Here is a 12,961-nt window from a genome sequence, read left to right on the forward strand (position 1 = left end):
GCGCCCCGCCCCCAAAACCCGGCCGGGGGGGATGTTAAAATTTCACTGCCCCGCCGGCCGTTTTGTTGATGCAAAGCCGTCAGCTGATGCAGAATTCGTTGCCTTCGGGGTCTGCCATGGTGAACCAGGCGTGCGGACCTTGGCTGGCCTCCCAAAGGAAGGTGGCGCCCCGCGCCTCCAGCCTTGTCCGGACCGCCTCCTTGGCCTCGCCGCCGAGCCGCACATCCCAGTGGATCCGGTTTTTCCCCGACTTGGCGTCTGTGCTGCCTTGAAAAAGGATTCTGGGCTGATCCGGGCCTGGAACTGACCCGGCCGTGATGGCTTGTCCGTCTTTCCAAACTAGGGTTCCCTTGTGCACCAGTGTCTGGGCCTCGCTTGCGAAGCCCTTCTCAACCATGGAGCGGATGAAAGCCTCATCGCTTGGCTCGGTCTGCCAGCCCATGGTCTCGGCCCACCAATCGGCGAGCTCGTGCGGATTGATGCAGTCAACGACTATTTGCAGTGAATAGGCCATGACTCCAGTCTGGCCAGCTGCGGGGCGATCCGTCCAGAGCCCAATCTGGGCCGCAATTCGCCTCCGGGGGCAGTTGTTCGGATCCGCGGCTTGCCGACAGGCCTCGGATCCCAACAACTGCCCCCGGGCCGGGCCGGGGGACGGGACACTGGCCCGCCGGGGCGCCCTGGCTAGGCCAGCACGCGCAGGGCTGAGGTGTTGCGGCCAAACATGAGGTTGTCGAGTGAGAACTTCCCGGGTCCAATCAGGGCCACGGCGAGGGCGGAGGCGCCCAGCATGAGGACCAGTTCAAAGCCGCCGGCCTCGACGAAGATGCCTGCCGGGGCATGGACCAGGGCGATGGCGCCCACCATGTTCAGCATCAGCAGGATGGCGATGGGCCGGGTGGCCAGGCCCAGCACCAGCGCGATGCCTCCCACGAGCTCCAGGGTGGCGACAACCGGCGCAACGAGATCCGCGGCGGGGACGCCCATCTGGGTGAAGGCCCCCTGGGTGCCTGCGATGGTGAACTCGTTGTACTTCTGCCAGCCGTGGGCGGCAAAAAGGAAGCCAACCACAACGCGCAGCATGGTTTGGGCAATGGTGTTCAGGGCGGTCTTGTTCATGGGACACTCAACATTTCATGGGGTCGGGGCGGGCCTGATGGGAAGCAGCGGCCTCTGTTGGTTTAACTTTCAAGTAAATTCTCTCAAGTTTTTACTTGAAGTGTCAACTAAATGCCCCGTGGGGGAATGGCTGCAGCTCGGGGCGCGGCATCGGCTAGGGTTTTCCCATGACAGCCATCACCCCCATCACGCTGCGCGGCAAGTACGTCACCCTCGAGCCCTTGTCCATGGACCACCATGACGGCCTGGTTGCTGCCGCCTCCGACGGTGAATTGTGGGACCTCTGGTACACCTCGGTGCCGCGACCCGAGGGAATGCGCGCCGAGATTGAACGCCGCCTGGCCGCGCAGGATGCCGGCTCCATGGTTCCCTTCACCACGCGGCTCAACGATCCGGAAACTGGGGAGCCCGGCCGGATTGTCGGCATGACCACGTACATGAACATCGACGCAACACTGCCCCGGCTGGAGATCGGCTCCACCTGGAACGCAGCCGGCGTGCAGGGCAGCGGCAGCAACCCGGACAGCAAGAAACTGCTGCTCCAACACGCTTTCGAGACCCTGGGATGCGTCGCCGTGGAATTCCGCACGCACTGGATGAACATGCAGTCACGCGAGGCCATTGCCCGCCTCGGTGCCAAGCAGGACGGCGTGCTGCGCGCCCAAACGGCCATGCCGGATGGCTCCCTGCGCGACACGGTGGTGTTCTCCATTCTTGCCGCCGAATGGCCCCAGGTGCGCAACGGGCTCGATCTGCGGATCAACAAAAAGCGGTGAGTGTTCCGCACTGGGAAGGCGCCGTCAACGCCCGTCTCTTGGCTGGCGACATCTACCGGATGGGCCGCAGCGAGTGGCTCACCGAGCGTGGGTGGCGGCAACTTTACGACGACGGCGTCCGCACTGTCATTGACCTGCGGAACCCCTCCGAGCGCACGCGCAGGCCAAGTGACCCCGAGGTGGCGGAGGCTGCGCTGGCGGGTTTCGCCGTGGTGCACGCACCCATGGAGGATCCTGCAGACCCGCGCTACCGGGAGCATTTTGATCCCTACATGAACCATCCGCGCCTGTATGCGGACATGGTGGACATGTTTCCCGGGCATATTGCCGCGGTGTTCAATGAGCTCGCGGCGGCGCGCGGCAAGGTGGTGATCCACTGCTCGGCCGGGCGGGACAGGACGGGGCTGGTTGCCACGCTGCTGTTGGCGCTGCTGGGCCAGTCGGGGCGCGCGGCGCGGGAGGATGAACTGGCGGCACGCGGCATCAATGACTGGCACCTGGTGGCCCCAGTCAAGCACCCCTACGAACACCACCTCGACTCCGGCGAGCTGGCAGAGGTGGTGAAGGGCCGCGGAGAGGCTGTGGTGGAATTCCTGGGCGGCCTGGATGTGCGCGCGTTCCTGCTGGCCAATGGCGTCACGGCGGCCGAGATCGCGGCGGTCGTGGCCCGCAGCCGCTGAAGTGGCTGCCCCGGCTGGGGCTGGGCTCAGCTGGCCCGGGCTGCGCCCACCAGTTCGGTGCCTGATGAACCAGGTGCCGCTGCCGGCGCAAATTCTTCGCTGAGCTCCTCGTTGAAAACGAAGTAGCGGTACGCGAGGAACCTGAAAATGGTGCCAAGAATCAGTCCCACCACGCCGCCGGCAATGAAATCGGCCGTGAAGGACGTGAATCCCAGGACGTAGCGTGACACAACCTGGCAAGCCACCACGATCCCCAGGCCCAGTCCGTTCATCAGCAGGAACAGGGCAAATTCCCGCCATATCCTGTCCGAGCGGCGGTGGCGAAACGTCCAGTGCCGGTTGGCGAACCACGCGAACAGGGTAGCCACCACAGTGGAAACAATGCGTGCCTTGATGGTGCTGTCGGACATGGGGCCATGCCACAGAAGCGTGTAGATGCCATTGTCAATGAACCAGCCAATGCCGCCCACGGCGCCGAATTTCAGCGCCTCGCGCCACAGCAGGGTTGTCAGCTTCAGGAACTTCTCGAGCATGAACAATGCGGCCCCTCCCGGGGCGGACACCCCAGAGTTATCGATAACAATTTTGCGGCACAGCCGTCCCCGGGGCTGATCCATGTGTGAGGTACTGAAAATAGCACCTAGGTTTGGGATGCGTGCGAAAGCGCCGCTATTGTTCAGTTTGTGACGCGCACCATACCTTCCGGTGCTGGCGGCGGCAGGCTGTAAAAACTTCAAGCAAGTGGGCTGATCGGGCAATGGGCAAGAACAAGGAAGCATCGGGGACGGGGCGTACTCCGAAGGGCAGGTCCCCGCTGGGCAGCAGGTTCAAGAACTGGCTGCTCAACACGCCAGGCGTGGTTGACACGGCCAGCCTGGAGCCGATTGCCGCCCGGGCAGCGGCCAGGGCGGCAGAGGCTGCGGCAGCCGGCGGCCCGGCCATGGAAGCCGCCGGGCAAATCCTGGCAGCCCTCCGCAGCCCTGCCCGCGGCCCCGGAATGGATGCGACCGGCCAGCCCGGCGCATCACCTGCTGCGTGGAGCGATGCCGAACTCGAGGACTACCTGTGGGCCGCAGCCGTCGTGATGCAGCAAACCCTGGCCATGGCACCTTTCGAAACCCAGCTCCTGGCCGCCGCCACCATGCTCCGCGGAACAGTGGTGGAAATGGACACCGGCGAGGGCAAGACCCTGGTGGGGGCGCTCGTGGCCGGCGCCCATGCACTGCAAGGGACCCGCGTCCACGTCCTGACCGTCAACGACTACCTGGCAGGGCGCGACGCGGAGTGGATGGGCCCGTTCCTGGCCGCCCTCGGTGCCGACGCGGCCTCCGTCACGGCAGCCCTGAACCCGCAGGAGCGCCGCACGGCCTACCTGGCCGGCGTGGTCTACGTTTCAGTCAACGAGCTGGGCTTCGATGTGCTGCGGGACCGGAGCTGCACCGATGCTGCGGAGGCAGTCTTGCAGCCCTTCGGTGCCTGCATTGTCGACGAGATCGACTCCGTGCTGGTGGACGAGGCCACGGTGCCCCTGGTGCTGGCCGGGCGGGCCCGCAGCGAGCTGCAATCCGTGGACGTGGCCGGTTTTGTTGCCGAACTTCGCCCCGGCATCGACTTCACGGTGGCGGCGGACAGGCGCAATGTGTCCCTGACGGATGCGGGCCTGGCCGGGGTGGAGGCGAGGTGGCCCGACGTCGAGCTTTACTCTGCGGACGGCACGCCGCTGTTCTCCTCCATCAACACGGCCCTGCATGCGCAGGTGCTGTTGCAGCGCGACGTCGACTACATTGTCCGTGACGGGCGGGCCGAGATTGTGTCCGATTCGCGCGGCCGGGTGGCCTCGCTGCAGCGCTGGCCCGACGGGCTGCAGGCCGCCGTGGAAACCAAGGAAGGCCTGCACCGGACCGAACAGGGCGAAGTCCTGGACCAGCTGCTGGTGCGCGACCTCATCAAGTCCTTCGCCACCGTCACCGGCATGAGCGGCACCGCCGTGGCAGTTTCGGAGTACCTGCGCACACACTACGGGCTCGACGCCGGCCGGGTTGCCTCCCACAGGCCGTGCATCCGGGTGGACCACCCCGAGCGGATCTATGCCACGGCCGCCCAGCGCGATGCGGCCGTCGCCGCGGCGGCTGCGCAGGCCCACGCCACGGGCAGGCCCGTCCTCATCGGCACGCACGACGTCGCCGCCTCCGAACGCTTCGCGCAGCTGTTGTCGGGCGCGGGCATCGAAACGCAGGTCCTCAATGCCCGCAACGACACCGCCGAGGCACACGTGATCGCCCAGGCCGGGCGCCGCGGAACCGTCACGGTCTCCACCCAAATGGCCGGCCGCGGCACGGACATCCTGCTGGGCGGCACATCCGTCGACCCGTCCGCACATGGAGACGTCGCGGAACTGGGTGGCCTGCTCGTCATCATCGTGGGCCGCTTCCACTCGCCGCGCCTGGATGCCCAGCTGCGTGGCCGTGCCGGCCGGCAGGGCGACCCCGGCGCCAGCATCATCTACTCGAGCATGGAGGACCCCGCCGCGAACGGGCAGGAATCCCACGGCCTGGAGCTCATTGATTCGGTGGCCCAGGACATGGACGACGCCGGACTCGTCACCCGGGCGGATGTGGCCAGGCTGCTTGACCGTGCCCAGCGGCTGGCCGAGCAGGAACGCTTCACCACCCAGCAGAACTCCTGGAAGTACAACGAACTCATTGCCTACCAGCGGCAGGTGGTCCTGGCCGAACGCGGCAGGGTTCTCAACAGCGAGGGCGCGGCGCTGGACATCCTGGAGGGCGAGGCCGAATCCGCCGGACAGGTGGACCCCGGCCGGCTGGCCGAGCTGCGTGAGCTCCTCGGCGGGGAGGAGCTGGCGCGCGTGTGCCGGGCGGTGCTCCTCTTCGAGCTGGACGCCCTGTGGAGCGACCACCTGGCGCTGCTCTCGGAACAGCGGGCCGCCATCCACCTGCGGGCACTGGGCCGGCAGAACCCCCTGGATGAATTCCGGCGTGAGACGATCCTGGCCTTTGAGGGCTTCCTGGACGACGCCCACGCCGCCGCACGGCGGACCGTCGAGTCCCTTCAGGTGGTGGACGGGGGCGTTGATCTCGAGGCCGCGGGCATCCGCCGCGGCTCCACCACCTGGACGTACATGGTGGACGAGAACCCCTTTGGTAGCCAAACCGACCAGATCGTGAAGTGGCTGCTGAAAAAGCTGGGCAAATAGCTTCCGGCTCCGGCACAAAACGCGAATACTGGTGAGCAGGCACCCAACGGCGGGAGACGGGACCATGGGAAAGCTCATTTACACGGCCATCATGTCACTGGACGGCTTCGTTGAGGACCGCGACGGAAAGTTTGACTGGGCCATGCCTGACGACGAGGTCCACAGCTGCGTCAACAACCTGGAGCTGGGAATTGGCACCTACCTCTTGGGGCGGCGGATGTACCAGACCATGGCGGTGTGGGACCAGATCTACGGCCAGACGGACCTGGTCAAGGTGATGCGGGACTACGCCGCGATCTGGCACGGGATGGACAAGATCGTCTATTCCGGGACGCTGGACCACGCCACCACGGACAGGACCCGGATAGAGCGGGTCTTCGATCCTCAGGAGGTGCGGCAAATGAAGGTCCATGCCGCCGAGAACCTTTCAGTGGGCGGCGCCGAGCTGGCGGGCGAGGCGCTGCGCGCCGGCCTGGTGGATGAGATCCACCTGTTCATCTCGCCGGTCCTGGTGGGTGGCGGGAAACGTGCCCTGCCCGAGATGGACGCCACCACGCTGGAAATGCTGGGACAGCAGAGCTTTGGCAACGGCGTCGTCCATCTCCACTACGCAGTCAAGGAACCCTGACGGCCTCGGCGAACGGCTACTGCTTCCACTTGTTGCTGCGGTACGCGTTGGCCAGCAGCTCAAGCTTGCCCGGGTTCGCGTCCCAGTAGCTCTTGTGGCCGCTGATGCCCATGCGCTGCGGGGTGCCCCAGGGTGTCACGGAGAAGAGGTTGGCTGCCTGGATGTCGTCCCCCGCGGCTGTCTTGCAGGTGAACGTCACCACCACGGCCAGGGCGCGGCGGAACTCTCGGGTTTCCGGGGCGCTGGACTGGAAGTCGGAGGCGCACTTGTGGCCCACCAGCTGGGCAGGGAGCTCCGCGGCCGGCGTCGCGGCAAGCTTGTCCTTGATGGCCATGATGGCGGCCTTGACCTTGGCGGGGTCGGAGCCGAACTTGCCCTCGTCGGACTCTGCAAAGAAGGCGAACGCCATGGAAATGCCGTCGGCGTCCTTCTCCTCGGTGCCCTGGGCGACCTGCTGCATGGGCTGGCCCGTCTCGGGATCGGTGGTGACGCCAAAGACGCCGTCGTAGCTCCATGTGGTGAGGTACTGGAACGACGATTCACCCGTGACGAAGCGCTGGAATGCGGGGTCGCCGTCGGGCGGGTAGTTGCTGGGGCCCTGCAGCTCGTTCCATCCCGCCGGCAGCGCAATGGCACCGTCCGGAAGGGGTGGGGCTGAGGAGACGTCCGTTGCGGCCGGTTCCGGGTCAGCCTGGGCCGATGACGCAGCCGACGCCGTCTGCTGCGGGTCGGCGGTGGGGCCGGAATGGCCATTGTCCGCGCCCTTGGTCAATGCGGGGATGACCCAGACAAACACAGCCACCAGGGCAATCACCAAGGCTGCGGCAACCGAGCCAAACACAATGGCCAGGGTCTTGCCCGTGGAGGATCCGGACGGGGACGCCGGGGGAATGGAGGGAGGCTGCGGCGCCCCGTTGGGATAGCTGATGACAGGCCCTTATCTTTGTCGTTGCTCCGCCGGCGATCCCAGGCTGTTTGGGGTCTGGCCCTGCCGGGCCCTGCGGTCGGCGTGCGCCATTAGTAAAAATGGTAGCGTAGCCGCGTCGCCGGGATCAGCGCGCCAGCATTCCCCACACGAGCCAGCCGGAGGCCGCGGCGGCGCTGAAGATGACCACGGCAAATCCGGTGAGCCACAGGAACGACGGCGTTCGGGTCGCCTGGGCGAGAAGGTACGCGTCCGAGCTGGCCAGCATGTTGCGGCGGCGGGTGTGGACGGCTGCCACCTTGAAAAAGTCGCGGACCGAGCCCACACCCAGTGCGATGCCCAGGGCCAGCACGGCCCAGCTGACGGTTTCCGGGGTGGCAAACATGACAAGGCACTGGGCCACGGCGGCGCTGGCCAGGGCCACGGCGATGCCTGTGAAGTTGCGCAGGAAGAGCAGCGCCAGCAGCAGTGTGAGGGCGCCGATCGACGCCGCGGCGCCGGCCCAGCCGGCCGAGACCGACCACACCAGGGCCAGGCCAACCACGGCCGGTGCAGGGTAGCCCCAGAAACCGGACCAGGTGGCGCTGAAACCGCGCCGGCCGCTGCTGACCAGTTGGCCGGAATGGTCCAGTCCGATCTTGAGCCCGTGCACCACCCTGCCCGTCATGAGAGCTGCGAAGGCGTGGCCGAGCTCGTGCACAAACGTCACGTAGAGGCCGAACCAGCGCCACGTGACGCGCGGGATGCTCAACACAATGGCTGCGGCAAGGATGCCCAGCAGCAACGCCGGGGGAAAGCTCGGGACCTCGGTGCGGCTGAAGCCGGCAAGAACCGCCTGCCACCAGGTGGTGGCCGCGTTTCCGAGCTGTTCGGTGGCATTTGTCATTCCAGCAGACTAGGCCATGTTGCTGTGGCCGAACCGCCGAGGCGGCTCGCGATGCCGGGGCCTGCTTGACACGTCCGGCCCCGGCCGTGCAAGACTGGGGGAGTTCTGTCCCCTCCGTGAGGAAATTCCGTTGAAGACTTGGTTCGCTTCCGCCTAAACAGCGCCGCAGCAGTGCACGCCCGCCCGCAAGGGTCCGGCCTGCAGCCCCGGCGCATTCATTCGCCGAGGAGAACCAATGCAGAACACCCACCCCATTTCGCTGTCCCAGCTCACTTTCGCCTGGGCTGACGGCACCCCCGTCTTCACAGGCCTCACAGCCGTTTTTGCCGCCGGCCGCACAGGCCTGGTGGGCCCCAACGGCACAGGCAAGACCGCGCTGCTGCGCCTCATCGCCGGGGAACTTGTGCCCGAGGCAGGAACTGTTGCGACGTCGTCGAACGTGAACTACCTGCCGCAAAAGCTGACCCTGAACACGGAGCAGACCGTCACGGGGCTGCTGGGGCTGGAGGCCAAGCGGCGCGCGCTCGCCGATGTCCTGGGCGGGCGCGAGGAGAACATGGCGGAGAACCTGGAGACCATAGGCGAGGACTGGGACCTGGAGGAACGCGCAGTGGCCTTGCTGTCCGGGTACGGGCTGCCGGCCGCGGGCCCGGAGTTCCTGGACCGGACTGTGGGCACCCTGTCCGGCGGGGAGTCCATGATCACCGCGCTGGCCGGGCTGGAACTTGCCGCGCGGCCCATCACGCTCCTGGACGAACCCACCAACAACCTGGACCGGACAGCCCGCGAACGCCTGTACCAGGCCGTGGATCGGTGGCGCGGGACCCTCATTGTGGCCACGCACGACCGCGCCCTGCTGGAACGCGTCGACGCCATCGCCGAGTTGCGGCCCGTCCGCAGCCGCGCCTGGGACGGGGAACGCGTGGAGCTCATCCGGCACGGGGGCAACTGGGACGTTTTCCAGGCCCAGATTGCTGCCGAGCGGGAAACCGCCGAACGCGCTGTCCGGGATGCCGGCGCCAGGCTCGCCACCGAGAAACGCCAGCGCATCGAGGCGGAAACCAAGATTGCCCGCCGGGCCAGGCAGGGGCGCAAGGCCGCCGATTCGATGCCCAAGATCCTGGCCAATGAGCTGCGCAAGCGGGCCCAGGAATCCGCGGGCAAGGTGCGCGGCACCATGGGGAACCGGGAATCCGATGCCGCCGCGGCGCTGGCCGAGGCCCGCGATGCCGTGGTCGCGGACGCTCGGATCCGCATCGAGTTGCCGGACACAGCCGTTCCGCCCGGCCGCACAGTGCTGGATGCGCCGGCAACGGTGGTGGAGCTTGGCGTCATGCACGACGGCGGCACCCCGGTTGCGCCCGACGCCCGGCTATCGCTGCGCGGACCCGCGCGGGTGGTGCTGACGGGACCCAACGGTGTGGGCAAGACGTCGCTGCTCAACGCCCTGGAACCCCTTGCGGCTGTTCCGGTGGGGTACCTGCGGCAGCGGATTGGCGCGGTGGCCGGCTCCGCCGTATCGGCGGGCCAATCCTGGGAGGGCCTGGATGACACGCTCACGGTGCTGGAAAACGTGGTGGCCGTGGCGCCGTCGGCCGCCCCGGCTGAAGTCCGCGAACAGCTGGCCCGCTTCCACTTCCGCAGGGACCTGGTCCACCAGCCGGTCGGCGAGCTCTCCGGCGGCGAACGCTTCCGCGTTGCCCTGGCCCGCATCCTGCTGGCGCAGCCCGCGCCGCAGCTGTTGCTGCTGGATGAGCCCACCAACAACCTGGACCTGGTCTCGGTGGAGCAGTTGCTGTCCGCGCTGGCAGACTACAAGGGTGCGCTGGTGGTCTCCAGCCACGACGACGCCTTTCTTGAATCGCTGGAACCAGGCAGGTCCTGGGAACTGCTGCGCGGGCCGGCCGCTGAAACTGGGGGAACCAACTGACCATGAAACTGCGCAACAATGCCGCCTTTGTGCGGTTCTGGCTCGCCTCCACGGTGTCGGACTTCGGCACGTACATCACCACGATTGCCCTGTCCGTCCTGGTCCTGGTGACAATGGACGGCACTGCGCTGGACACGGGCATGGTCAACGCCGCGAGGTGGGCGCCGTATCTGCTGTTTGGGCTCGTGGCCGGTGTGTGGGTGGATGGATTTCCGCGCAGGCGGGTGCTGGTTGCCGGCGACCTTGGCCGCGGCCTGGTGCTGGCGGCCATCTGCGTGCTCGGCGCAACGGGGGTCCTTTCCCTTCCCGTCCTGCTGCTGGGTATGTTCGTCTTTGGCACCCTGGCCCTGATGAGCGACGCCGCCTACCAGTCGTTTGTGCCCCAGCTGGTCCCGCGGCCCATGCTGACCCGGGCCAATGCACGCCTGCAGCAGAGCGACACTGTTGCCCAGACCTCGGGCAGTGCCTTGGCCGGCGGCCTCGTAGCTCTGGTGGGCGCCCCGTTCGCACTGCTGCTTGACGCCATTTCCTACTTCTTCTCCGGACTGGTCCTGGCCGGCATGAAGCAACCGCCCCAGGACAGGGCGCCCTCCCGCGGGGGCCGGGCCATCCGCAAAAGCGTGGCCGAAGGCTTGCGCTGGGTCTATGGGCATGCGCAGCTGGGTCCGCTGGCGTGGAGCACGCACCTGTGGTTCATTGGCTCGGCCATGATGGGTGCCGTGGTCCCCGCCCTGATCCTGAACGAGCTGCGGCTCGGGGCGCTCGGGCTGGGGCTTGTCATGGGCTGCGCGGGGGTTGGCGCCGTCATCGGGACCACCGCTTCGACACGGCTTGGCGGGATCTGGGGAACGGGCCGGGCCATGGTTGCCTCGCGCCTGGTGCAGCCGCTGGCCGTTGCCATGCTGGCGCTGTCCCCACTGCTTGCCGCTGCAGCCGTTGCCAATGGCCCTGTCCCGGCGTCCGTGGCCGAGTGGCAGGCGCCATTGTGGGCAGCGTTCTTCCTGGCAGCCGCCGGGCAGTTCCTCTTTGGCCTCACCCTGGGCGTTGAGGGACCCCTGGAAATGGGCTACCGGCAGGCTGTCACGCCGGACCGGCTGATCGCCCGGATGAGTGCCACGCTGCGTTCGGTCAACCGGGGGATGATCGTCCTCGGAGCCCCGCTGGGTGGCCTCATCGCCGCAACTGCCGGCGCCGCCGCGGCGCTGTGGATTGCAGCGGCCATCATGCTGGCGGCCGGACTTGTCCTGTTCCTTTCACCGTTCCGGGCCGCCCGCGTCGAGGACCAGCAGCTCAGCGAGGTGGAGGCTGCGGCGCGCTGACCCCAGCGCCGGCGGACGACGGCGGCTCCCGGGCGCCGCCGTCATCCGCGGCCGGTGCCACGAAACCTTGGCCAAGGAGCGGGCACGCCGGGGATAGGCTGGCAGGCGTGAATCAACAGCAGCACGTGCCCCGCCGATTTGAACTGACCCTCCACAAGCCGTGGCTGGGGTGGTTCCCGAAGCCCACGGTTGTTGTCAACGGATCGGCCCAGCCGGCCCAGTGGGGAACCCGCAACTGGAAGGTGCCCGGCGACGCGGACGTCCAGGTCACGGTGTTCCTGTTCAACCGGCTGTGGAAATTTGGCGAGGCCAGCTTCACGGTGGCCCCCGGCGCCCCGGCCGCGCTGGTGTACTCGGCACCGTGGCTGCCGTTCCTGCCGGGCAAGGTCCGCGCCGCGAAATAAGCCCGGACCATGCCGTGAACTCGCAATCGTGGCCCCTTCGACGCTCAAATAGGGGCGAAAATTGCGAGTCCACGGCCGGTTTTCAGGCGGCTACCAGGCCTCGGCGAGCAGCCCGCCCAGGAGGTGGCCGTCGTCGACCTCCAGACCCCGGGCGTTGAACCAGGCGCACATGTTCCGGCAGTCCCTAGCCAGCAACTCGGCCCCCTGCAGGTTGCCTGCCAGGTCAACGAGCTGCGGCAGGTCAATGACCACCAGGCGGTCGCCGGCAGCCAGCACGTTGTAGGGGGAGAGATCGCCGTGGGCGAATCCCATCCGGGCCAGGCCCGTCATGGCATCCACCAGCTGCTCCCAATACAGTTCAAGCCGTTCCCTGTCCGGGGTCGACGCCTGCAGCCTGGGGGCCGCAACCCCCGGATTTTCCGGATCCTCGATGAATTCCATCAGGATCTCATTGCCGCAGATCTGCACGGGGTACGGCACCGGAATGCCGTTTTCATGCGCCATGCGCAGGTACGTCCATTCGGCGTTGGCCCAACGGGCGGCCTCCACCTCGCGGCCATAGCTGCTGCCGTTCTTCAGCGCGCGGGCGTCGCGGGAACGGCGCACGGAACGCCCCTCCGTGTAGGCGGAGGATCGGTGGAAGAGGCGCTGCTCGGCAGACCGGTAGCGCTTGGCCGCCAACAGGGCGCTGCGGGATTCGGTGGCGCGTTCCACTAGGAACACGTCCGCCTCCTTGCCCGTTTTTAGGACGCCCAGGTCCGTGTCGACGGCGGCTGCATCCTCAATGACAAACTCCGGATACGGTGCGGGACCGCGCATGAGCTTTTCAAGGCCGGGCCAGGTGGACCAGCGCTGGTTTTCGGCGAGGGAATCGTCCAGGACGTTCCAGTCGGCCGAGCGGTCCATGGACCGGGCAGCGGCGCGGCCGGAACCGGGGTTGCGGCGCTGGGAGGACTTGCGGGTGGTTTTTTCGAAGTGCTGTGTGTCAGCAGAATTCTTCATGGGTGAATCGACTCCTGTGGAGGGCAATGTGGATGTTTTGGGCGCGAAGTGCTGCACGAACAATCATTGGGTCCTCCT

At 67.1% G+C, this 12,961-nt stretch carries 13 protein-coding genes; 7 read left to right on the plus strand and 6 right to left on the minus strand.

Annotation, left to right across the window (positions count from 1 at the left end; genetic code table 11):
- Window positions 1–79: 79 nt before the first annotated feature.
- Window positions 80–514 carry a VOC family protein gene (locus tag PCK14_RS10130; protein WP_269938368.1) on the minus strand — a complete coding sequence of 145 codons (435 nt, stop codon included), beginning with the start codon at window positions 512–514 and terminating at the stop codon, window positions 80–82.
- A gap of 170 nt (window positions 515–684) precedes the next feature.
- Window positions 685–1,119, minus strand: a complete 435-nt coding sequence (locus PCK14_RS10135) for a DoxX family protein (RefSeq protein ID WP_269938369.1) — start codon at window positions 1,117–1,119, stop codon at window positions 685–687.
- Window positions 1,120–1,286: 167 nt separating this feature from the next.
- Between PCK14_RS10135 and PCK14_RS10140 the strand changes: the two genes are divergently transcribed.
- Window positions 1,287–1,895 (plus strand): GNAT family N-acetyltransferase, encoded by a 609-nt coding sequence (locus tag PCK14_RS10140; RefSeq protein ID WP_269938370.1) that lies wholly within the window; start codon window positions 1,287–1,289, stop codon window positions 1,893–1,895.
- The gene (locus tag PCK14_RS10145) at window positions 1,892–2,575 is read left to right on the plus strand and encodes a tyrosine-protein phosphatase (RefSeq protein WP_269938371.1); all 684 of its coding nucleotides are present in this window, start codon (window positions 1,892–1,894) and stop codon (window positions 2,573–2,575) included. Before PCK14_RS10140 ends, PCK14_RS10145 begins: the two co-directional genes overlap by 4 nt.
- Window positions 2,576–2,601: 26 nt before the next feature.
- Here PCK14_RS10145 and PCK14_RS10150 read toward each other — a convergent pair whose 3' ends face one another.
- Window positions 2,602–3,108 (minus strand): GtrA family protein, encoded by a 507-nt coding sequence (locus tag PCK14_RS10150; RefSeq protein ID WP_269938372.1) that lies wholly within the window; start codon window positions 3,106–3,108, stop codon window positions 2,602–2,604.
- Window positions 3,109–3,332: 224 nt separating this feature from the next.
- Between PCK14_RS10150 and secA2 the strand changes: the two genes are divergently transcribed.
- Window positions 3,333–5,789 carry an accessory Sec system translocase SecA2 gene (gene secA2 / locus PCK14_RS10155; protein ID WP_269938373.1) on the plus strand — a complete coding sequence of 819 codons (2,457 nt, stop codon included), beginning with the start codon at window positions 3,333–3,335 and terminating at the stop codon, window positions 5,787–5,789.
- 64 nt (window positions 5,790–5,853) lie between these two features.
- Window positions 5,854–6,417 (plus strand): dihydrofolate reductase family protein, encoded by a 564-nt coding sequence (locus PCK14_RS10160; protein ID WP_269938374.1) that lies wholly within the window; start codon window positions 5,854–5,856, stop codon window positions 6,415–6,417.
- A gap of 16 nt (window positions 6,418–6,433) precedes the next feature.
- On the opposite strand, the gene PCK14_RS10165 is transcribed toward PCK14_RS10160, so the two are convergent.
- Window positions 6,434–7,258 carry a hypothetical protein gene (locus PCK14_RS10165; protein WP_269938375.1) on the minus strand — a complete coding sequence of 275 codons (825 nt, stop codon included), beginning with the start codon at window positions 7,256–7,258 and terminating at the stop codon, window positions 6,434–6,436.
- A 211-nt stretch (window positions 7,259–7,469) separates the two neighbouring features.
- On the minus strand, window positions 7,470–8,228 hold the full coding sequence (locus PCK14_RS10170) for a M50 family metallopeptidase (RefSeq protein ID WP_269938376.1): 759 nt from the start codon (window positions 8,226–8,228) through the stop codon (window positions 7,470–7,472).
- Between the two features lie 235 nt (window positions 8,229–8,463).
- Between PCK14_RS10170 and PCK14_RS10175 the strand changes: the two genes are divergently transcribed.
- From PCK14_RS10175 to PCK14_RS10185, 3 genes are all read left to right on the plus strand, one after another.
- Window positions 8,464–10,158 carry an ABC-F family ATP-binding cassette domain-containing protein gene (locus PCK14_RS10175; RefSeq protein ID WP_269938377.1) on the plus strand — a complete coding sequence of 565 codons (1,695 nt, stop codon included), beginning with the start codon at window positions 8,464–8,466 and terminating at the stop codon, window positions 10,156–10,158.
- Between the two features lie 2 nt (window positions 10,159–10,160).
- The gene (locus tag PCK14_RS10180; RefSeq protein ID WP_269938378.1) at window positions 10,161–11,477 is read left to right on the plus strand and encodes an MFS transporter; all 1,317 of its coding nucleotides are present in this window, start codon (window positions 10,161–10,163) and stop codon (window positions 11,475–11,477) included.
- A 107-nt stretch (window positions 11,478–11,584) separates the two neighbouring features.
- Window positions 11,585–11,881, plus strand: a complete 297-nt coding sequence (locus tag PCK14_RS10185; protein WP_269938379.1) for a hypothetical protein — start codon at window positions 11,585–11,587, stop codon at window positions 11,879–11,881.
- Between the two features lie 90 nt (window positions 11,882–11,971).
- Here the strand turns inward: PCK14_RS10185 and PCK14_RS10190 are convergent, their stop codons facing one another.
- The gene (locus PCK14_RS10190; protein ID WP_269938380.1) at window positions 11,972–12,883 is read right to left on the minus strand and encodes a serine protein kinase RIO; all 912 of its coding nucleotides are present in this window, start codon (window positions 12,881–12,883) and stop codon (window positions 11,972–11,974) included.
- Window positions 12,884–12,961: the final 78 nt, after the last annotated feature.

It is taken from the genome of Arthrobacter sp. HY1533 (genome assembly GCF_027568515.1).
Lineage (GTDB): Bacteria > Actinomycetota > Actinomycetes > Actinomycetales > Micrococcaceae > Specibacter.

Excerpts from the sequence above, each read along its gene's own strand:
- PCK14_RS10140 (WP_269938370.1), top strand. The coding sequence starts at position 1,287 with ATGACAGCCATCACCCCCATCACGCTGCGCGGCAAGTACGTCACCCTC.
- secA2 (WP_269938373.1), top strand. The coding sequence starts at position 3,333 with ATGGGCAAGAACAAGGAAGCATCGGGGACGGGGCGTACTCCGAAGGGC.
- PCK14_RS10175 (WP_269938377.1), top strand. The coding sequence starts at position 8,464 with ATGCAGAACACCCACCCCATTTCGCTGTCCCAGCTCACTTTCGCCTGG.
- PCK14_RS10135 (WP_269938369.1), bottom strand. The coding sequence starts at position 1,119 with ATGAACAAGACCGCCCTGAACACCATTGCCCAAACCATGCTGCGCGTT.
- PCK14_RS10150 (WP_269938372.1), bottom strand. The coding sequence starts at position 3,108 with ATGCTCGAGAAGTTCCTGAAGCTGACAACCCTGCTGTGGCGCGAGGCG.
- PCK14_RS10190 (WP_269938380.1), bottom strand. The coding sequence starts at position 12,883 with ATGAAGAATTCTGCTGACACACAGCACTTCGAAAAAACCACCCGCAAG.
- PCK14_RS10170 (WP_269938376.1), bottom strand. The coding sequence starts at position 8,228 with ATGACAAATGCCACCGAACAGCTCGGAAACGCGGCCACCACCTGGTGG.
- PCK14_RS10130 (WP_269938368.1), bottom strand. The coding sequence starts at position 514 with ATGGCCTATTCACTGCAAATAGTCGTTGACTGCATCAATCCGCACGAG.
- PCK14_RS10180 (WP_269938378.1), top strand. The coding sequence starts at position 10,161 with ATGAAACTGCGCAACAATGCCGCCTTTGTGCGGTTCTGGCTCGCCTCC.
- PCK14_RS10160 (WP_269938374.1), top strand. The coding sequence starts at position 5,854 with ATGGGAAAGCTCATTTACACGGCCATCATGTCACTGGACGGCTTCGTT.